The sequence below is a fragment of the Mesorhizobium sp. M0276 genome, assembly GCF_040321755.1.
In the GTDB taxonomy this organism is placed as follows: Bacteria; Pseudomonadota; Alphaproteobacteria; order Rhizobiales; family Rhizobiaceae; genus Mesorhizobium.
Map to the genome: position 1 here is coordinate 45,723 of NZ_JAMYSC010000039.1, position 18,224 is coordinate 63,946.

General features: G+C 62.0%; 21 protein-coding genes. 12 read left to right on the top strand and 9 right to left on the bottom strand.

The window, feature by feature from the left end; translation table 11 throughout:
- Positions 1 to 238: 238 nt before the first annotated feature.
- The gene (locus NKJ01_RS26005; protein ID WP_352732234.1) at positions 239 to 1,093 is read right to left on the bottom strand and encodes a helix-turn-helix transcriptional regulator; all 855 of its coding nucleotides are present in this window, start codon (positions 1,091 to 1,093) and stop codon (positions 239 to 241) included.
- 84 nt (positions 1,094 to 1,177) lie between these two features.
- Here NKJ01_RS26005 and NKJ01_RS26010 point away from each other — a divergent pair, with 84 nt between their 5' ends.
- Positions 1,178 to 1,708, top strand: coding sequence for a hypothetical protein (locus NKJ01_RS26010; protein ID WP_023759322.1), 531 nt, complete (start codon positions 1,178 to 1,180; stop codon positions 1,706 to 1,708).
- 147 nt (positions 1,709 to 1,855) lie between these two features.
- Positions 1,856 to 2,485 (top strand): MarC family protein, encoded by a 630-nt coding sequence (locus NKJ01_RS26015; RefSeq protein ID WP_352732238.1) that lies wholly within the window; start codon positions 1,856 to 1,858, stop codon positions 2,483 to 2,485.
- A 17-nt stretch (positions 2,486 to 2,502) separates the two neighbouring features.
- On the opposite strand, the gene NKJ01_RS26020 is transcribed toward NKJ01_RS26015, so the two are convergent.
- From NKJ01_RS26020 to NKJ01_RS26030, 3 genes are read right to left on the bottom strand one after another with little or no spacing between them, the layout of a single operon-like run.
- On the bottom strand, positions 2,503 to 2,934 hold the full coding sequence (locus NKJ01_RS26020) for an OsmC family protein (RefSeq protein WP_352732241.1): 432 nt from the start codon (positions 2,932 to 2,934) through the stop codon (positions 2,503 to 2,505).
- 49 nt (positions 2,935 to 2,983) lie between these two features.
- Positions 2,984 to 3,397 carry a DUF2306 domain-containing protein gene (locus NKJ01_RS26025; protein ID WP_352732244.1) on the bottom strand — a complete coding sequence of 138 codons (414 nt, stop codon included), beginning with the start codon at positions 3,395 to 3,397 and terminating at the stop codon, positions 2,984 to 2,986.
- 37 nt (positions 3,398 to 3,434) lie between these two features.
- Positions 3,435 to 3,950 carry a single-stranded DNA-binding protein gene (locus NKJ01_RS26030; protein WP_352732247.1) on the bottom strand — a complete coding sequence of 172 codons (516 nt, stop codon included), beginning with the start codon at positions 3,948 to 3,950 and terminating at the stop codon, positions 3,435 to 3,437.
- 210 nt (positions 3,951 to 4,160) lie between these two features.
- On the opposite strand from NKJ01_RS26030, the gene NKJ01_RS26035 reads away from it, so the two are divergent.
- From NKJ01_RS26035 to NKJ01_RS26080, 10 genes are all read left to right on the top strand, one after another.
- On the top strand, positions 4,161 to 4,550 hold the full coding sequence (locus NKJ01_RS26035; RefSeq protein WP_352732250.1) for a cupin domain-containing protein: 390 nt from the start codon (positions 4,161 to 4,163) through the stop codon (positions 4,548 to 4,550).
- Between the two features lie 45 nt (positions 4,551 to 4,595).
- Positions 4,596 to 4,910, top strand: coding sequence for an ArsR/SmtB family transcription factor (locus NKJ01_RS26040; protein WP_352732253.1), 315 nt, complete (start codon positions 4,596 to 4,598; stop codon positions 4,908 to 4,910).
- On the top strand, positions 4,907 to 5,413 hold the full coding sequence (locus NKJ01_RS26045; protein ID WP_352732256.1) for an SRPBCC family protein: 507 nt from the start codon (positions 4,907 to 4,909) through the stop codon (positions 5,411 to 5,413). Before NKJ01_RS26040 ends, NKJ01_RS26045 begins: the two co-directional genes overlap by 4 nt.
- A 23-nt stretch (positions 5,414 to 5,436) precedes the next feature.
- Complete coding sequence (locus tag NKJ01_RS26050; protein ID WP_352732259.1) at positions 5,437 to 6,042, top strand: ATP-dependent Clp protease proteolytic subunit; 606 nt, start codon at positions 5,437 to 5,439, stop codon at positions 6,040 to 6,042.
- 318 nt (positions 6,043 to 6,360) lie between these two features.
- The gene (locus NKJ01_RS36510; RefSeq protein WP_502904905.1) at positions 6,361 to 6,528 is read left to right on the top strand and encodes a hypothetical protein; all 168 of its coding nucleotides are present in this window, start codon (positions 6,361 to 6,363) and stop codon (positions 6,526 to 6,528) included.
- A 713-nt stretch (positions 6,529 to 7,241) separates the two neighbouring features.
- Positions 7,242 to 10,163: an excinuclease ABC subunit UvrA gene (gene uvrA, locus NKJ01_RS26060; RefSeq protein ID WP_352486127.1), complete on the top strand. Its 2,922-nt coding sequence runs from the start codon at positions 7,242 to 7,244 to the stop codon at positions 10,161 to 10,163.
- 34 nt (positions 10,164 to 10,197) lie between these two features.
- A complete protein-coding gene (locus NKJ01_RS26065) occupies positions 10,198 to 10,662 on the top strand; it encodes a GNAT family N-acetyltransferase (RefSeq protein ID WP_352732265.1) in 465 nt (154 codons plus the stop codon).
- A gap of 59 nt (positions 10,663 to 10,721) precedes the next feature.
- Entirely contained in the window at positions 10,722 to 11,525 is an 804-nt protein-coding gene (locus tag NKJ01_RS26070; RefSeq protein ID WP_352732268.1) for a DUF72 domain-containing protein, read from the top strand.
- A 284-nt stretch (positions 11,526 to 11,809) separates the two neighbouring features.
- Complete coding sequence (locus NKJ01_RS26075; RefSeq protein WP_245266605.1) at positions 11,810 to 11,950, top strand: hypothetical protein; 141 nt, start codon at positions 11,810 to 11,812, stop codon at positions 11,948 to 11,950.
- Between the two features lie 109 nt (positions 11,951 to 12,059).
- Entirely contained in the window at positions 12,060 to 13,211 is a 1,152-nt protein-coding gene (locus NKJ01_RS26080) for a GGDEF domain-containing protein (protein ID WP_352732271.1), read from the top strand.
- A 47-nt stretch (positions 13,212 to 13,258) separates the two neighbouring features.
- Here NKJ01_RS26080 and NKJ01_RS26085 read toward each other — a convergent pair whose 3' ends face one another.
- From NKJ01_RS26085 to urtB, 5 genes are all read right to left on the bottom strand, one after another.
- Positions 13,259 to 13,435, bottom strand: coding sequence for a hypothetical protein (locus NKJ01_RS26085; RefSeq protein WP_023759335.1), 177 nt, complete (start codon positions 13,433 to 13,435; stop codon positions 13,259 to 13,261).
- A gap of 271 nt (positions 13,436 to 13,706) precedes the next feature.
- A complete protein-coding gene (gene urtE / locus NKJ01_RS26090; protein ID WP_109669216.1) occupies positions 13,707 to 14,402 on the bottom strand; it encodes an urea ABC transporter ATP-binding subunit UrtE in 696 nt (231 codons plus the stop codon).
- A 69-nt stretch (positions 14,403 to 14,471) separates the two neighbouring features.
- Positions 14,472 to 15,218 carry an urea ABC transporter ATP-binding protein UrtD gene (gene urtD, locus NKJ01_RS26095; RefSeq protein ID WP_352732274.1) on the bottom strand — a complete coding sequence of 249 codons (747 nt, stop codon included), beginning with the start codon at positions 15,216 to 15,218 and terminating at the stop codon, positions 14,472 to 14,474.
- A gap of 6 nt (positions 15,219 to 15,224) precedes the next feature.
- Positions 15,225 to 16,457 (bottom strand): urea ABC transporter permease subunit UrtC, encoded by a 1,233-nt coding sequence (urtC, locus tag NKJ01_RS26100; RefSeq protein ID WP_352732277.1) that lies wholly within the window; start codon positions 16,455 to 16,457, stop codon positions 15,225 to 15,227.
- On the bottom strand, positions 16,454 to 18,067 hold the full coding sequence (urtB, locus tag NKJ01_RS26105) for an urea ABC transporter permease subunit UrtB (RefSeq protein WP_352732280.1): 1,614 nt from the start codon (positions 18,065 to 18,067) through the stop codon (positions 16,454 to 16,456). The genes urtC and urtB overlap by 4 nt, the downstream gene beginning before the upstream one ends.
- Between the last annotated feature and the right edge of the window lie 157 nt (positions 18,068 to 18,224).

An 18,224-nucleotide genomic window follows, 5' to 3' on the forward strand; every position in this document is an offset into this window, starting at 1 on the left:
CACTCGGTGCTTATATAGGAAGCAAGGCCGAAACTCCAACACGTCAGGCACTTTTCCAGTGTCATTTTTGGTGGTAATTTCAAAAGGATACCACTGATTGCGACGATATGGCCAAGGCGGTTTCTCCACCACCGAGGCAAAAGCCCGCAATCGACCGTTTTCCCTGCGCGAAAGCCCCGAGCGCAATGAATTGGACCCGTGGCTGCCTTTGCGAGCACTGAGCGGGTGGGCGCGGATTTCACGAGACCGGAGCGACCCGGATGTCGCGAAATGCACCACGGCAGGCGCGATACTGACCCGGCGTTTCGCCCATGACACGCCGAAACCGCCGGTTGAACGTCGACAGATCGTTGAAGCCGGCCTCGAAGGCGATCGCCGAGACCGCATCATCCGACATGCGCAGCCGCACCGCTGCTCTGTGCAGCCGGGTCTTGAGCAGGAACTGATAGGGCGTCATGCCCGCGACCTGCCGGAAGATACGCAGGAAATGATAGGGGCTGGTCGCCGTCTCGTTGGCAAGCGCTGAAAGCGAGACCGGCCTGTCGGCATCGAGTTCGATCCGCCGCACCGCCTCGGCAACCCGTTTCTGATCGCGGCGGCTTGGCGTACGCCTGACAGGCGTCGGCCCGCAGACTTTTGCCACAGCGGCACCGGCAATGCGCAGCCCGAGTTCCTCGAAGGCGTCGGTGTCGGCCATCTCGCGAGCGGTTTCCGCCTCGGCGAGCAAGGACGCCAGGATCGGCAAAGGTGGCAGGCGGGGCGCCTCGAAGGCCAGCTTCCTGGCGCCCGGCACGCCGGCCACGATCCGTTCCATATAGACCGGTCCGAAATGGAACGAGAGGCAACGATCGCCGCTGCCGTGCTCGTGCCCGCATTCGTAGCACGTGCCGGGATTGCCGAGCAGGAGCGCGCCGGGCGCCAGCATCGCCGTGCCTTGTTGGGCGCGATAGCGGAACGTGCCGCTGGTGACCGCGGCGACACAGAAATCCCGATGTGCTTCCTCGAACGGCCTATCACCAGCGCTGGCCGTGCAAATCACATCCGATACCTGCCAGCCAGGTCCGGATGCGAGTGAGCGTGTGGTCGCTGTCATGACCGAAATATAGCAATTTTTCCCAAGCCTAGAACCCCGTCACCGCCTACTCCTCCGGTCTCCTGACAAGAAGAGACCGGAGCTATGTTCGACCAATCCTCGTTTGCCGAAGCCTTGCACAGTCCCGGACCAGCAGAAGGGCTTGCCGAAAAACTGAACCTTTACGGCCGCTTCGTCGGCGCCTGGATGTTCGATGCCTCGCGCCATCTTGATGACGGCACGGTGCTGACCGGGCGCGGCGAGGTGCACTTCGGCTGGGTCCTGGAAGGCCGCGCGATTCAGGATGTCTGGATCCTGCCCGCGCGTGACGCCGGTCCCTCGCCGTCGCTCGGCAAATGGACGTTCTATGGCACGACGTTGCGCCTGTACGACCCGACTGCCGACGCCTGGCACATTTTCTGGAGCGACCCGCGCAACCAGTATTATAGCCGCCAGCTCGGCCACGCCGAGGGCGATACGATCGTGCAAGTGGGCGATGATGGCACCGGATCCTCCGTGCGCTGGAGCTTTTCGCGGATCACCGAAGACAGCTTCCGCTGGCTTGGCGAGCGCTCGCACGACAATGGCGCGACATGGCGGCTGGAAGTCGAGTTCCTGGCGCACAGAATGGAATGAAAGCGTCGCGATCGTTCACGCCCCCTGTGTCCCTCCGGCATCGAAGTTCTTGATACGCGAACGACTTTTTCGCTGACGGTTCCCACCGACCGGGCTTTGCTCTACCACTATCATGGTGCGGGCACGGCCCGGCGGGAGGGGTCAGAAATGCCGAATTTCGACAGTCTGTTCAACGCCTTCGTGACCATTCTCGTGACCATCGATCCGCCTGGACTGGCACCGCTGTTCCTCGCCGTGACACGCGGCATGAACCGCGAGGAGCGCCAGCAGGTTTCCGTCCGCGCCTCGATCATCGGCTTCCTGGTGATGGCACTGTTTGCGGTTGCCGGCGCCTCGATCCTGTCGGTGTTCGGCATCACGCTGCCGGCCTTCCGGGTCGCCGGCGGTTTTCTGCTGTTCTTCATCGCTTTCGAAATGGTGTTCGAGCGACGGCAGGACCGCAAGGAGAAGATCGGCGACGTCGCCATCACCAAGGACATGATCCACAACATCGCCGCCTTCCCGCTGGCGATCCCGTTGATCGCCGGCCCAGGCGCGATTTCAGCGACCGTGCTGCTCTCCGGTTCCTTTCAGGGATTTGCCGCGCAGGCTGCCCTGGTCGGCATCATCTTCGTCTGCCTCGCCATCACCTACCTTGTGTTCGTGCTGTCGGAGCGCATCGACCGCATCCTCGGCCAGACCGGGCGTTCGATCCTTACCCGCCTGCTTGGCGTCATCCTGGCGGCGCTTGCCGTCCAGTTCGTCGCCGACGGCATCAAGGCGCTGATGACGGGCTGAGCGGCGTCCCTGCTTCTCTACTGCCTATTCACCCCCGTATCGATCACTTCGAAGTCGTGTGTGATCGTAGCGGTCTTGGCCAGCATAGCGGAGGCCGAGCAGTATTTCTCGATCGAAAGATCGATCGCCCGCTTGACCTTGTCGCTGGAAAGAGCCCGACCCTTGACCACGAAATGCATATGGATGCGGGTGAAAACCCTGGGCTCGGTTTCGGCTCGGTCGGCGTCAAGTTCCACGATGCAATCCTCGACCGCTTCCCGGCCCTTCTCGAGAATATGGACGACATCATAGGCCGAACAGCCGCCGGTCCCGATCAGCACCAGTTCCATCGGGCTCGGGCCCGGCGTCCTGCCTTCCGGCCCGGGCGCGGTTCCGAGTACGACCTTGTGGCCGCTACCGGACTCGCCGACGAAGGTACGCTCCTCGACCCATTTTACGCGTGCTTTCACCTGACATTTCCTTCCACTCGAGTTCGTCCGCCTCAAGAATTAAATCGGATCACGGGCCGGCTCGCGCGACGCCAAAGACGACGTCGTGCATGACCCTGCCCGGCAACAGGGTGAAGATGCCGGCGCCAATCAACGCGAAGACGTAAAGCGAAATCATGACCTTGCGATGCTTGGCGACGCGCTGATTATGGGCGTGCCACACGGCCAGCGGCACGGTGACCAGCACCAGGATCGACAGGAAATGGATAGGACCGAAAGGGCCGATGAGGCGGATCTGATGAATCCAGAAACTCGAGACCGCGATGACCAGCATCAGCGCGGCCCAGACATAGCCCGCGATGCGGTGGCGCGGGGTTCCCTTCGGCAGCACCAGCTGCGTGGCCCCTATCGCCAATGCGGCGAAGGCCGCAAAGGCATGCCAGGGTATAGGAGATGGCGCGGCAAGCAGCGGATCCAGCGACATTGCTCCTCTCCGGCGGTTGCCTCTCTATTGTATGTCTTCAGAACGGAATTTCGTCATCCAGTTCGCGCGACGAACCGCCACCGCTCTTGGCACCGCCGCCACCGCGATTGAAGCCTTCGCTCGGGCTGGACTGGCCGAAATCGGAACCACGGCTGCTGCCACCACCGGCATAGCCGCCGACCTGTCCGCCCTCACCCTGCCCGCGTGCGTCGAGCATCTGCAGCTCACCACGGAACTTCTGTAGCACGACTTCCGTCGTGTACTTGTCGGCGCCGGTCTGGTCCTGCCATTTGCGCGTCTGCAGCTGGCCCTCGACGTAAACCTTCATGCCCTTCTTCAGATACTGCTCCGCCACCTTGGCGATGCCCTCATTGAAGATGACGACGTTGTGCCACTCGGTTTTTTCCTTGCGCTCGCCGGAATTCTTGTCGCGCCAGCTTTCCGACGTCGCGATGCGGATGTTGACGACCGGTTCGCCCGAATTCAGCCGGCGGATTTCAGGGTCCGCACCGAGATTGCCGACCAGAATGACCTTGTTGACGCTACCCGCCATGATATTTCTCCGCTTATCCGAAACCAATTTTTGTCGCAGCACCTTACAGGCTGCCGACGTCAGCCGCCTGCTAAGGCTGGCTTTTCCCACAACGTTTTTTGTTCTCTTTTCGTTCTATTGTATGTACGACGTTCTGTCAATGTTTGTCAGCAAGACGTAGTGTCCCAGTCCGAGATTTTCCATGAAATCGGGAATGGACCGGACGATCAAATGAAGTTCGTGGCCCATGAGGACCAGCAGCGCGAGCAATGGCGAGCAGGTGTGGAAACGCGTATGCATGTATCAGCCAGCAACGGTGCATCGCAACTCTGCATATTCGAACAATGGGTCGAACCCACGGTCGGTGCCCCAACGCACTGGCATCCCGTGGAGGAAGTGCTGACCGTCATCGCCGGCAGGGCCGAGATGTGGATCGACGATGAGCACCGCGTCCTGACACCGGGCCAGTCTTTGGTTGTTCCCGCAAACAGGAAACATGGGTTCAAGAACGTCAGCACCGGAACGCTTCATATTCACGCCGTGCTCGCATCGCCGATCTTCGAGGCGACGTTTGATGGGCCTGTTGGGGCAGTGAGGCGCTGGCTTCCGGCAGTCTCGTGAAAACAGCACTTGCCAAATCAATAAGTGTAGACTTATGCTTTGGCCATGATCGAAGCAGAGATTTTCCGGGCCCTGGCCGACCCGACACGCCGAGCCGTCTTTGAGCGGCTCGCCTCTGGCGAAATGACGGTATCGGAATTGCGCACCGGCATGACGGTGTCGCAACCGGCGGTATCGCAGCACCTGGCGGTGCTGCGCGGCGCCGGCCTGGTGGTCGAGCGCCGCGCGGGCCGCAACGCCTATTACCGCGCCGACCCGCAAGGGCTCGCCCCCTTGCTCTCCTGGATCGAACGCTACCGGACCTTCTGGCCGGAACGCATCGAAAGACTGAAGACGGTTTTGAAGGACATGGACCAATGAAAAACGCTCGATCGATGAAGGCCGATAGCCATCGCGAGATCTCTCCCGATGCGATCGAATTCGAGTATGACCTTGCCGAGCCGCCGGAAAAGGTATGGCGGGCTCTGACCGTGCCGGAGTTGCTCGCCGCCTGGCTGATGCCGAACGATATCAGACCGCAGACCGGCAATCGTTTTGCCTTCGCCGGGCCGGACGCAGCGATCGAATGCGAAATTCTCGACGCCGAGCCGGAGAAGCTGCTGCGCTATTCCTGGCGGGAGCAGCCATGCGACGCCACGCTACAGGATAGCCTCAACAGCCCATTGGACAGCATTGTCACCTTCAAACTTGCCCCCACAGTTTCCGGCGGCACCCATCTGCGCATTGTTCATGACGGCTTCGCCCGCAAGGCAATGCCCACGGTCGCCATGGCGTGCACAGGCTGCCGGCTTTCGCTCGATGCCAGCGGTACACGCAAGCCAATCGCCGCAAACACGCCTCGCCGCTTGCTGCGTGCAGCCTGAACAGGGACAATGGAGAGAAGATCATGAGCGGTGTTGCCAGTCTGGTGCCGATGGTCATCGAGCAATCGAGCCGCGGCGAACGCGCCTTCGACATCTTTTCGCGGCTGTTGCGCGAACGCATTGTCTTTATCAATGGCGAGATCAACGACGACATCTCGGCGCTGGTCTGCGCACAGTTGCTGTCGCTGGAATCGGACAATCCCGACAAGGAGATCTCGCTCTATATCAACTCGCCGGGCGGCGTGGTGACCAGCGGCTTCGCCATCTACGACACGATGCAATACATCAGTTGCCCGGTCTCGACCGTGTGCATGGGCTTTGCCGCCTCGATGGCCTCGTTCCTGCTGATGGCAGGAACGGCCGGGCGTCGTATCTCACTGCCAAACGCCACGATCCTGCTGCATCAGCCGCTTGGCGGCTTCCAGGGTCAGGCCTCCGACATCCAGCGCCATGCCGAGCGCATCGTCCAGACGAAACGGCACATGGCCGAACTCTATGCGCAGCATTGCGGCCGCACCTATGAAGAGGTCGAACGCACGCTGGACCGCGACCACTTCATGACCGCCCGCGAGGCCCAGGCCTGGGGCATCGTCGACCATGTCTTCGACACACGAAAAAAGGCGGCATAAGTGGGCCGGATCGCATTCCCGCCGGCGCTCAAGTGGTCGCCCAAAGTGGCCCGGTTTTGGGAGAATGACATGCATAAAGACAAAGGGCTAAAACGCGTCGCCTGAATCCGTTCTCGAAACACGACACGCTTTGGAAGATTTGACGATGTCGGTCTGGTCCCGTCGGCGGCATGCCACTATTATCCTGGGATGATCGACACTCATCCGCCCAGAACGCTGCACCGTGTGATCGCCATTGTAGCGCTCGCGTGTCTCTCGATCGGGTCGGCGTTCGCAGACGATAGTTCGGCGCAAGCGCAAAAAAGGGCCCTGCCCGGCGTGGCCGGCGATTATCGAATCGCCAAGCCGGCTCCCGAGCCCGAACCCGACGACGCATTTCCCGGCAACGGCAACGGCCAGTTCAAGATCGGTGACACGGATGTCAGGATTTCAGGCAGCATCACCGTCGATGTCGGAGCCGGCTCAATCCGGCAGCCGCGCCACTGATAGTGGTGCCGGCGTGCCGCGCAGGCATATCGCCAACAAGACAATCCGCACATAAATGGCCCCGCCGTGCTTTGCGCAAACGGACGGGGCCTTTTTGGATCTCAAATCCAACTTCTACCGGGGGCGTACTGCCGGCATTTGATTTCGGATGCAACGCGGCGTCAGCCGACGATCCGACTGCAGTCTCTGATTTTTACGGAGTATGGCAGGTCACGGTTTGTCGGGTGGCGAAAACGCTAGACCCTGGCACTTATGCCTGCCGCGGCTCCAGTAACAACTGGAACCCTGGGGGACGATCCGGTGGCGTCATAGCTCCGCTCCTATGTCCATTCCAACGTTGTCGTCTCGAAGCACAAATCGCTAATGCCTGCGGCGTCTCGCAGGCCGCCTCCGGGCGGCGAGACCATCGAAAGACGGCCGGCTTCGTTGACTGCCTGAGTCTGCCCCCGTGTGTCGGGGACGTCAACCGGCAATAGACAGATACCGAAAAATGTGATCGCCCGGAGATTACGCACAGGTCAGTTTTTGCACAGCTTTGTCAGGAGCGTGTTCGGTCTTTGTTCTTTCCGCTTGCCCGTTTACGCGAAAGACGGTTAAACGCTTTTGTTGGGAATTGTGGCGTCTCTCGACGCGGCGGCAAAACTACCTACATAGGGGATGGCTGGGAAACTCGCCATTCCAGGAAATTCCAGATTCTGAGGCGGCGACCGGCGATGGCCGACCATAAATATCTTTCCATTCGCGGGGCGCGCGAACACAATCTGAAGAATGTCGATCTCGACCTGCCGCGTGACAGCCTGATTGTCATGACCGGCCTGTCGGGTTCCGGCAAATCCTCGCTTGCTTTCGACACCATCTATGCCGAAGGGCAGCGCCGCTATGTCGAGAGCCTGTCGGCCTATGCCCGGCAATTCCTCGAAATGATGCAGAAGCCGGACGTCGACCAGATCGACGGCCTGTCGCCTGCCATCTCGATCGAGCAGAAGACCACCTCGAAGAACCCGCGTTCGACGGTCGGTACCGTCACCGAGATCTACGACTACATGCGCCTGTTGTTTGCGCGCGTCGGCATCCCCTATTCGCCGGCCACCGGCCTGCCGATCGAGAGCCAGACGGTTTCGCAGATGGTCGACCGCGTGCTGGCGGTCGAGGAAGGCACCCGTCTGTTCATCCTTGCGCCGATGGTGCGCGGCCGCAAGGGCGAGTACCGCAAGGAACTGCTGGAGTTGCAGAAAAAGGGCTTTCAACGCGTGAAGGTCGACGGCGTCTTCTATGAAATCGCCGACGTGCCGGCGCTGGACAAGAAATACAAGCATGACCTCGACGTCGTCGTCGACCGCATCGTCGTGCGCGGCGATCTGGCGACACGGCTCGCCGACTCCATCGAAACCGCTTTAAAGCTGGCCGATGGGTTGGCTGTCGCCGAATTCGCCGACAAGCCGCTCGACGCCAGCCAGACCGGCGAGGATTCGGTCAACAAGTCGAAGAACGAGACGCATGAGCGCATCCTGTTCTCGGAAAAATTTGCTTGTCCCGTGTCTGGCTTCACCATTCCGGAAATCGAACCGCGCCTGTTCTCGTTCAACAATCCGTTCGGCGCCTGCCCGACCTGCGACGGTCTTGGTAGCCAGCGCGCCATCGACGGCAATTTGATCGTGCCGGATGAAAACATCTCGCTGCGCGACGGCGCCGTCAGCCCGTGGGCGAAGTCGACCTCGCCCTATTACGCGCAGACGCTGGAAGCGCTCGGCAAGGCCTATGGCTTCAAGCTCGGCGACAAGTTCAAAGACCTGACCGAAGAGGCAAAGGAAGCCATCCTGCGCGGCACCGGCGAGCGCGAGATCACCTTCCAGTACGACGACGGTCTGCGCTCCTACAAGACCACGAAAACTTTCGAAGGCGTCATTCCCAATCTCGAGCGGCGCTGGAAAGAGACCGAATCCGCCTGGATGCGCGAGGAGATCGAGCGCTTCATGTCGGCCACACCTTGCCCGGCTTGCAAAGGCTATCGGCTGAAGCCCGAGTCGCTGGCGGTGAAGATCGCCGGCAAGCACATCGGCGAAGTCACCGAGCTTTCCATCCGTAAGGCCGACCGGTGGTTCACCGACCTGCCCGCCTCGCTGAACGACAAGCAGAACGAGATCGCAGTGCGTGTGCTCAAGGAAATCCGCGAGCGGCTGCGCTTCCTCAACGATGTCGGGCTCGACTATCTGACCCTGTCGCGCAATTCCGGCACGCTATCGGGCGGCGAGAGCCAGCGCATCCGGCTGGCGTCGCAGATCGGCTCCGGCCTCACCGGCGTGCTCTACGTGCTGGACGAGCCGTCGATCGGCCTGCATCAGCGCGACAATGCCCGCCTGCTCGACACGCTCAAGCACCTGCGCGACATCGGCAACACGGTGATCGTCGTCGAGCATGACGAGGATGCCATCCTGCATGCCGACTACGTCGTCGATATGGGCCCGGCCGCCGGCATCCATGGCGGCGAGATCATCGCCCAGGGCACGCCGCAGCAAGTCATGGCCAACCCCAATTCGATCACCGGCAAATATTTGTCGGGCGCGCTCGAAGTGGCGACGCCTGGCGTGCGCCGCGAAGCGAAGAAGAACCGGCGCCTCAAGATCGTCGGCGCTCGCGGCAACAATCTGAAGAACGTCACCGCCGAAATCCCGCTCGGCACGTTCACCGCCGTCACCGGCGTCTCGGGCGGCGGCAAGTCGACCTTCCTGATCGAGACGCTGTTCAAGGCGGCCTCGCGCCGCATCATGGGCTCGCGCGAACACCCGGCCGATCATGACCGCATCGAGGGCCTGGAATTCCTCGACAAGGTCATCGACATCGACCAGTCGCCCATTGGCAGGACCCCGCGCAGCAATCCGGCCACCTACACCGGCGCCTTCACACCGATCCGCGACTGGTTCGCCGGCCTTCCAGAAGCCAAGGCGCGCGGCTATCAGCCGGGACGCTTCTCGTTCAACGTCAAGGGCGGGCGCTGCGAAGCCTGCCAGGGCGACGGCGTCATCAAGATCGAGATGCACTTCCTGCCCGACGTCTACGTCACCTGCGACGTCTGCCACGGCAAGCGCTACAACAGAGAGACGCTCGATGTGCTGTTCAAGGGCAAGTCAATCGCCGACGTGCTCGACATGACCGTCGAGGAAGGCGTCGATTTCTTCGCCGCGGTGCCGGGCGTGCGCGACAAGCTCGATACGCTGAAGCAGGTCGGCCTCGGCTATATCCATATCGGCCAGCAGGCAACGACGCTGTCCGGCGGCGAGGCGCAGCGCATCAAGCTCGCCAAGGAACTGTCGCGCAAGGCAACCGGCAAGACGCTCTACATCCTTGACGAGCCGACCACCGGCCTGCACTTCCACGACGTCGCCAAACTGCTGGAAGTGCTGCACGAGCTGGTCGACCAAGGCAACACGGTGGTCGTCATCGAGCATAACCTCGAAGTGATCAAGACCGCGGACTGGGTGCTCGACCTCGGCCCCGAAGGTGGCGATGGCGGCGGCGAACTGGTCGCCTCCGGCACGCCGGAAGCAATCGTGCGCGAGAAGCGCAGCTACACCGGCCAGTTCCTCAAGGAGCTGCTGGAGCGACGCCCCGGAGGCAAGCGCGAAGCCGCGGAGTGATGATCGGACCGGCGGCACCTGGGGGAGCTTTTGAATGACAATCAGAAGGGCTCGGGCCGGTAATCTCCAGACAGTCGTCTCGCTGACGGAAGCAGCCTATGCCCCCTACACCGCCTTGTTCGGCGCGCCGCCGATCCCGGTCACCGAGGACTACGCTCCGCGCATCGAGCGCGGCGAGGTCTGGCTGCTGGAGAGCGGCGGCGAGCTTGCCGGAGTGCTCACGCTGGAGTGGCATGACGATCACGCGATGATCTTTTCCGTCGCCGTGGCCCCGGCCTTCCAAGGCAAGGGCCTCGGCGTCGCCCTGCTCAAACACGCCGACGAACAGACGCGCCTCTGGGGCTTGCCCGAGGTGCGGCTCTACACCAACGCCAGGATGGAGCGGAACATCGCGCTCTATCTGGCCTATGGTTTCCATGAAACGGGTCGCAGGCCCAATCCCTACCGGCCAGGCTGGGTGCTCGTCGACATGGCAAAGCCAGTCGCCGAAACGGCCTGATCTTTCTGAACTCGGCCAGATTTCTTCACTGGCCAGATTTCTTCACTGGGAGGATGACAATGAGCAGATCGGGAACAATCCGCGCCGGCATGGGCGGCTGGACCTTCGAGCCCTGGGATACGTCCTTTTATCCCGACAAGCTTTCCAAGGCCAAGCAGCTGAACTACGCCAGCCGGCAGGTGCCGACCATCGAGGTCAATGGCACCTATTACTCCAGCTTCAAGGAACCGACCTTCGTCAAATGGGCCAGCGAGGCGCCCGACGGTTTCGTCTATGCGCTGAAGGGCAATCGCTTCGTCACCAACCGCCGCGTGCTCGGCGAGGCCGGCGAATCGATAATGCGCTTCCTCGGATCAGGCGTGACCGCGCTCGGTGAAAAGCTTGGGCCGATCCTGTGGCAGTTCGCGCCGACCAAGAAATTCGATCCGGATGACTTCGAAGCCTTCCTGAAACTGCTGCCGGAAAAACAGGATGGCGTCGCGCTGCGCCACGCGCTTGAAGTACGCAACGATAGCTTTATCGTGCCGGAATTCGTGGCGCTGGCGCGCAGACACAAGGCGGCGATCGTCTATGCCGATCATGCCAAGTATCCCGACATCGCCGACGTTACAGCCGATTTCGTCTATGCACGGCTACAGACCGGCAGTGACGACAATCCCGATTGCTACACGCCGAAGGGTCTCGATGAATGGGCCGCGCGGGCAAAGACCTGGGCGGAGGGCAAGCAGCCGGCCGACCTGCGACGTGCCGATCCCGGTACCGATGCACCAGCCCAGCCGCGCGACGTGTTCGTCTACTTCATCACCGAGGGCAAAGTGCGCGCGCCGTTCGGCGCCATGGCATTGATGAAGCGAGTGAATTAGAGCGGCGGACCTCCACCCGGCGCGCCTTAGATTGTTGTTGGAACCAGCCCGGCGCGTTGATCGTTCTATCGTGGCAGGCGGCGACGTATGCGACATCGCGAACGCTTAGCCAGCGATCCCGCAAGTTCCTGCATCGGATGCAGGGATTTGAAAAAGGGCAACGACAAATGGCTATCATCCTCCTCGGTGCATTGCTTACTGTCGCTGGCGTTGTGTACATGGCAGGCGCCGTCCTTTGGCGCGGGAGGCTTAGCGATCCTGCGCCTGTCGTTCCGGATCGCCCGATGCCACACCTCGCAACACCAGGCCCGACGCTCGAGCCACGCCGGCGGGGGCTCAGTTTCCTCGGCCTGTCGCAGAATTGGCCGGGCCTTTTGATGATGGGCATTGGCCTGGCGCTGCTGTTGTTGTCGGCGCTCTTCTGATACTGCGGAATCTCGACATCTTCACTGATATCGTAACCTTATCGATACTTCCTTGCTGCATAAATCCAGTTGGGCGCAGAGTTGCTCCAGCGCGGGCAAGGAAGAGGGCATGTCACTCGACTACAACTCACTGCTGCTCGCTGTCGGCTTTTCCGCCGCCTGCCTCAGCCTGACGTTGTTCGGTATCTGGCTTACAGCGCGTTCGGAGAAATTCTTGCTGACCTGGGCGGCCAGCGTGCTGCTGGTTGTCGGCGACGTCTTCACCTACAAAGCCTATATCGACAAGCCCGGACCGATGCTCGGCGTCGCCTCGTTCACGCTGCTGCTGCTCGGCTTCTCGACCATGCTCGGCGCCGCCCACCAGTTCACCACGGGCCGCTCTCCGCTGCCGCGCATCGCGCTCGGCGCCAACATCTCGCTGGCCGTAGCCCTGCCGCCGATAGTGCTCGGCTATGACGGACTGGGGTTCATGCTGGAGAATTTCTTTGCCGCGCTGCTGCTCTTCGCCACCGCTCTCGAATACTGGAAGGGCCGTGCCGAATCCCCTGTCCCGATAATCGGGGTCACCGCGCTCTATTCGATCACCGCCGTATCCTTCGTGCTGTGCGCCATGGTTCCGGCATCGGACGGCAAGCTTGTGCTCGGCCATGCGCCGAGCAACTGGGCCGAGGACCTCAGCCTGGTCATCGTCATCGCCTGCATGACCGGTATCGGCTCCCTTTCGCTGGCACTCAACCAGGGGCGCCTGGCACAGTATCACCGCCGCAACGCGCTGACCGATCCGCTGACCGGCCTTCTCAATCGCCGAGCCCTTTTCGACATGCACGGTGATGCGCCCGTCGGCGCCTTCACGGCCGTGGTGGTGTTCGACCTCGACGGCTTCAAGGCCATCAACGACGAATTCGGCCATGCCGCCGGCGATGAAGTGCTGAGGGTGTTCGCCAGGGATCTCGCCGGCAATCTTCGCCCGGCCGATGTCGCTGCGCGCATGGGCGGCGAGGAATTCGCGCTGGTGCTGAAGCGGACCTTGCCCGAAACGGTGGAAGCCACCGCCGAATCCATCCGGGCAGCTTTCGCCGCGCGTCGCATCGAAACCGAGGCAGGCTCGCTGATTTGCACGGTCAGTGCCGGATTTGCTTTCGGCACCAAAGAGGGCCTCAGCTTCGACAAGGTGCTCAGCGCCGCCGACAAGGCGCTCTACGCCGCCAAACGCGGCGGCCGCAACCGCGTAACCGCCTCGGCATTACGGCGCGTGGGTTAGACCACGCGTATCGATGCCATGGCAACGGCCCGGAGAGATTGCGGCTCTTATGCCGCCATGACGATTTCATTGAAAGCGTCCAGGTCGACATAGAAGACCTTGGTGATCTCCTCGATCAGGTCGTCATGGCCGTAGCCTTGGGACTTCAAGATGTTGATGGCGGTGATGATATCGACGCGCTCGGTAAGCCGCCGCTTCTGGTAGTCCTCGACATAACGTTCCATGGCTGTCCCTTGGCCTGTGTGCCCAAACGCGTTTGAACGACAGAGATCGCAGGAGAGAAGCTAGGAAGCCTTGCTTGCGTGAAACTTGCCCGGTGCTAGCCGCGCCCTCGATCTGCGATGAACCAGACTGATACGGAAGCGGCCGACTCACAAAAGCCCTGCGAAAGACTAGCACGCAGCTTGTGGCGCACCAGTGACGCAGAGCGTTCGATCGGAGAAATATTGGACTTGCCAAGGACTTCGGATCGTCAACTGAAGTCCAGTGTCGATTCTACACCGTCAGGAACTTGCGTACATCAGCACGGTCTAAATCTTCCGCCGGGCCGGTATGGACGATCAGGCCACGGTCCATGATGTTGACCTCGTCGGCGAGTTCGCGGCAGAAATCGAGATATTGTTCGACCAAAAGCACGGCGATGCCGGCCTGGTCGCGCAGATAGCGGATGGCACGGCCGATATCCTTGATGATCGACGGCTGTATGCCTTCGGTCGGCTCGTCGAGCACCAGCAGTTTCGGCCGCATCACCAGCGCCCTGCCGATGGCGAGCTGCTGCTGCTGGCCGCCGGAAAGATCGCCGCCACGCCGGCCGAGCATCTGCTTGAGCACCGGGAACAATTCGAAGACATGCGCGGGAATGTTGCGGTCGGCCCGCTTCAGGGGCGCGAAGCCCGATTCGAGATTTTCCCGCACGGTGAGCAGCGGAAAGATCTCCCTGCCCTGCGGCACGAATGCGATGCCCGACCGGGCGCGGTCATACGCCGCGCTCCGGTCGAGCGCCTTCCCCTCGAAGGCAACGCTTCCGCTCGTCAGCCGGTGGTGGCCGACGATCGATCTCATCAAACTGGTCTTGCCGACGCCGTTGCGGCCGAGCACGCAGGTGATCTTGCCCGCGCCTGCCTTCAGCGACACGCCGCGCAGCGCCTGGGCGGCGCCGTAGTGCAACGTGGCATTGGAAACTTCGAGCATGTCAGCGCCTTCTCCAGAACCTGAGAAACGACAGATCGAAGCGATGGAATTGAACCCGCCAGACCATGCTCATCTCCCCAGATAGACTTCGACGACGCGCTCGTCGGCCGACACGAAATCGAGAGTGCCTTCCGACAGCACCGAGCCCTCGTGCAGGCAGGTGACCTTGACGCCGAGTTCGCGCACGAAATGCATGTCGTGCTCGACGACGATGACCGAATGATCGCGCGCAATATCCTTGAGCAGGCGCGCGGTTTCCTCGGTTTCTGCATCGGTCATGCCGGCGACCGGCTCATCGACCAGAAGCAGCTTCGGATCCTGCGCCAACAGCATGCCGATCTCGAGCCACTGCTTCTGTCCATGGCTGAGATTGGCTGCCAGGTCGTTCCGCTTGTCGCCAAGCCGGATGATGCCGAGGATGTCGTCGATCTGCCTCGTCTCGAGGGCCGAGCGGCGATGGAACAGCGCCGGGAAGATCGAGCGCGGACCCTTCAGCGCTAGCATCAGGTTTTCCTCGATCGTGTGGCTTTCGAAGACAGTCGGCTTCTGGAATTTGCGACCGATGCCCATCATGGCGATCTCGGCTTCGTCATGCTTGGTGAGATCCACCTCTCCGTCGAAGAACACCTCGCCCTCGTCGGGCCGCGTCTTGCCGGTGACGATGTCCATCATCGTCGTCTTGCCGGCACCGTTGGGGCCGATGATGGCCCGCATCTCGCCCTTGTCGACCACCAGCGACAGGTTGTTGATGGCACGGAAACCGTCAAAGGAAACCGAGACGCCGTCGAGATAGAGGATCGTGTTCGACTTTGACATGATTGCTCACTCCGCCGGCTGCGGTTCGGGGCTGGTCGCGGACCAGTCACCGGGCTTTCTCGCTTCGCTACGAACAATCTTTGCCGGCAGCGGGACGTCGGCATCGGTGCCGGCTTCCTCGGCAATCGAAGCTGCCCGCAGCGCCTTGGCGTTGCCACGCCAGGAATCCCACATGCCGATGATGCCCTTGGGCAGCAAAAGCGTGACGGCGACGAACAGACCACCCAAGGCAAACAGCCAGAACTCCGGCAGCACGCCGGTGAACCAGGATTTGCCGGCATTGACCAGCAACGCACCGATGATCGGCCCGACAATGGTGCCGCGTCCGCCGACAGCGGCCCAAACGACGACCTCGATCGAATTGGCCGGCTCGAATTCGCCCGGATTGATGATGCCGACCTGCGGCACGTAGAGCGCACCCGCAATGCCGGCCATGACAGCCGACACGGTGAAGGCGAACAGCTTAACGTTCTCCGCCCGCCAGCCGAGGAAGCGCGTGCGGCTCTCGGCGTCGCGCACCGCCATCAAGAGCTTGCCGTATTTGGAGCCGACGATTGCCCAGGTGACGAAAACGGCGAGTGCGAGCGTCACCGCGCTGGCCGCGAACAGCGCCGAACGCGTCGCGTCGGCTTGCACGTTGAAGCCCAGAATATCCTTGAAATCGGTCAGCCCGTTATTGCCGCCGAAACCCATGTCGTTGCGGAAAAACGCGAGCAGCAGCGCATAGGTCATCGCCTGGGTGATGATGGAGAGATAGACGCCGGTGACGCGGCTGCGGAAGGCAAACCAGCCGAAGACGAAGGCGAGCAGGCCAGGCACCGCCAGCACCATGAGGCCGGCAAACCAGAAATGGTCGAAGCCATACCAGAACCACGGTAATTCCTTGTAGTTCAGGAACACCATGAAATCGGGCAGGATCGGGTTGCCATAGACGCCGCGCGAGCCGATCTGGCGCATCAGATACATGCCCATCGCGTAGCCGCCGAGCGCGAAGAAGGCGCCGTGACCAAGCGAAAGGATGCCGCAATAGCCCCAGACCAGGTCGAGCGCCAAGGCGAGCAGCGCGTAGCAGAGATATTTGCCGGTCAGCGCGACGATGTAGGACGGCACGTAGACGGCGCTGGTCGGCGAGACCGCAAGGTTGAGCAGCGGCCCGATGACAGCCACTGCCAGCAGAATGAGAATCGTGATGGCAATGCGGCGATCTGCGCCCGCGGCGAAGAAGCGTCCTGAGATCATGCTTCCACCGCCCTGCCCTTGAGCGCGAACAGGCCGCGCGGGCGCTTCTGGATGAACAGGATGATGAGGACCAGCACGACGATCTTGCCGAGCACGGCGCCGGCATAGGGCTCAAGGAACTTGTTGACGATGCCGAGCGAGAACGCGCCGACCAGCGTGCCCCACAGATTGCCGACGCCGCCGAAGACGACGACCATGAAGCTGTCGATGATGTAGCCACGGCCAAGATTGGGCGAGACATTGTCGATCTGGCTGAGCGCGACACCGGCGATGCCGGCAATGCCGGACCCTAGCGCGAAAGTCAGCGCGTCGACCCACGGTGTCCTGATGCCCATCGAGGCGGCCATGCGCCGGTTGGCGGTGACCGCGCGCATCTGCAGGCCCCAGGGCGTGCGCTTCATGACATAGAGCAGCACCGCGAAGACGGTGAGTGCGAAAACCAGGATCCACAGGCGGTTCCAAGTGATCGCAAGCTGGCCGAGATTGACCGAGCCCGACATCCAGGAGGGGTTGCCGACCTCCTGGTTTGTCGGCCCGAAGATCGAGCGTACCGACTGCTGCAGAATCAGCGAGACGCCCCATGTCGCCAGCAGTGTCTCCAACGGCCGCCCATAAAGGAAACGGATGATGCCGCGCTCGATGATCAGACCAACCAGAGCCGAGACGAGGAAGGCCAGCGGCAGCGCAATGACCAGCGACCAGTCGAACAGGTCCGGAAAAGACGTACGGATCAACTGCTGGACGACGAAGGTCGTGTAGGCGCCCAGCATGACCATCTCGCCATGCGCCATGTTGATGACGCCCATGACGCCAAAGGTGATGGCAAGTCCGATTGCCGCCAGCAGCAGCACCGAGCCAAGCGAAATGCCGTACCAGATGTTCTGGCCGGCATCCCAGAAGGCCAGCGTCGAGTTGATGGTGGCGATCGCGGCTGTCGCCGCCTGCTTGATCGAATCCGGGGAATTCGCCTCGACCGAAGTCAGCAATGAAACCGCATCACGGTCGCCCCGTGCACCGATGAGTGCAATTGCGGCGAGCTTGTCCGCGTCTGGCCGGTCGGAGACCAGGATGGAGGCCGCACGAGCCTGTTCGAGCAGAGCCTTGACGCTGGCCACGGTCTCACTGGCGATCGCGGTCTCGAGCGGTCCGATGTTTGCCGCGTCGGGCGTCTTGAACATGGTATCGGCAGCGGCAATACGGGCGGTCGGGACCTTGGCGCCAAGCGTCAGCGTGCCCAGCGCATCGCGGATGACGCGGCGCAGCGTGTTGTTGACCTTGATCTTGGTGATGTCGTCCTTGGCCGCTTCGCCCGACGCTTCGCCGCTCAGCGGATCGAAAAGCTGGACGCTCTCGCCTGCTTCCTTGCCGGCAAATACCAGGGAATCGGCCTTGCGAACATAAAGGTTGCCGTCGGCGAGTGCCGCAAGCGGCCGCTCCACCGCCGGGTCACCGGTGCCCGCCAATTCGTGGACGACGGCTCCTGTCTCCGTAAAGCCCTTGGCGGTCGCGAATTTGGCGATGATGGTGCGCAGATCGGCGTCGCCTGCGCCCGATGACGACAGCATCGCCAGCAGGAACAACAGCGTCAGGCCAACGCGGATCAAGGTCATCGGCTTCTGTTAGCCCCTTGGAGGTTTGAATTGGGCGTGCCGCCGGCGGAGGGCGCCGGGCGGGCACGCCCGGGGAGACGAGTAAAACCCGGGGGGTGGGCCAGGATGTATTAAACAAATACGCGACCCCCCCGACCGCGCGGAAGGGGTGAGGCGG

Bases quoted from the DNA above. Each gene is read 5' to 3' on its own strand.
- NKJ01_RS26050 (WP_352732259.1), top strand. From the start codon at position 5,437: ATGAGCGGTGTTGCCAGTCTGGTGCCGATGGTCATCGAGCAATCGAGC.
- NKJ01_RS26035 (WP_352732250.1), top strand. From the start codon at position 4,161: ATGAAGTTCGTGGCCCATGAGGACCAGCAGCGCGAGCAATGGCGAGCA.
- NKJ01_RS26080 (WP_352732271.1), top strand. From the start codon at position 12,060: ATGTCACTCGACTACAACTCACTGCTGCTCGCTGTCGGCTTTTCCGCC.
- NKJ01_RS26030 (WP_352732247.1), bottom strand. From the start codon at position 3,950: ATGGCGGGTAGCGTCAACAAGGTCATTCTGGTCGGCAATCTCGGTGCG.
- NKJ01_RS26005 (WP_352732234.1), bottom strand. From the start codon at position 1,093: ATGACAGCGACCACACGCTCACTCGCATCCGGACCTGGCTGGCAGGTA.
- urtB (WP_352732280.1), bottom strand. From the start codon at position 18,067: ATGACCTTGATCCGCGTTGGCCTGACGCTGTTGTTCCTGCTGGCGATG.
- NKJ01_RS26015 (WP_352732238.1), top strand. From the start codon at position 1,856: ATGCCGAATTTCGACAGTCTGTTCAACGCCTTCGTGACCATTCTCGTG.
- NKJ01_RS26085 (WP_023759335.1), bottom strand. From the start codon at position 13,435: ATGGAACGTTATGTCGAGGACTACCAGAAGCGGCGGCTTACCGAGCGC.
- uvrA (WP_352486127.1), top strand. From the start codon at position 7,242: ATGGCCGACCATAAATATCTTTCCATTCGCGGGGCGCGCGAACACAAT.
- NKJ01_RS26045 (WP_352732256.1), top strand. From the start codon at position 4,907: ATGAAAAACGCTCGATCGATGAAGGCCGATAGCCATCGCGAGATCTCT.
- NKJ01_RS26040 (WP_352732253.1), top strand. From the start codon at position 4,596: ATGATCGAAGCAGAGATTTTCCGGGCCCTGGCCGACCCGACACGCCGA.
- NKJ01_RS26025 (WP_352732244.1), bottom strand. From the start codon at position 3,397: ATGTCGCTGGATCCGCTGCTTGCCGCGCCATCTCCTATACCCTGGCAT.
- NKJ01_RS26075 (WP_245266605.1), top strand. From the start codon at position 11,810: ATGCCACACCTCGCAACACCAGGCCCGACGCTCGAGCCACGCCGGCGG.
- urtC (WP_352732277.1), bottom strand. From the start codon at position 16,457: ATGATCTCAGGACGCTTCTTCGCCGCGGGCGCAGATCGCCGCATTGCC.
- urtD (WP_352732274.1), bottom strand. From the start codon at position 15,218: ATGTCAAAGTCGAACACGATCCTCTATCTCGACGGCGTCTCGGTTTCC.
- NKJ01_RS26065 (WP_352732265.1), top strand. From the start codon at position 10,198: ATGACAATCAGAAGGGCTCGGGCCGGTAATCTCCAGACAGTCGTCTCG.
- NKJ01_RS26070 (WP_352732268.1), top strand. From the start codon at position 10,722: ATGAGCAGATCGGGAACAATCCGCGCCGGCATGGGCGGCTGGACCTTC.
- urtE (WP_109669216.1), bottom strand. From the start codon at position 14,402: ATGCTCGAAGTTTCCAATGCCACGTTGCACTACGGCGCCGCCCAGGCG.
- NKJ01_RS26010 (WP_023759322.1), top strand. From the start codon at position 1,178: ATGTTCGACCAATCCTCGTTTGCCGAAGCCTTGCACAGTCCCGGACCA.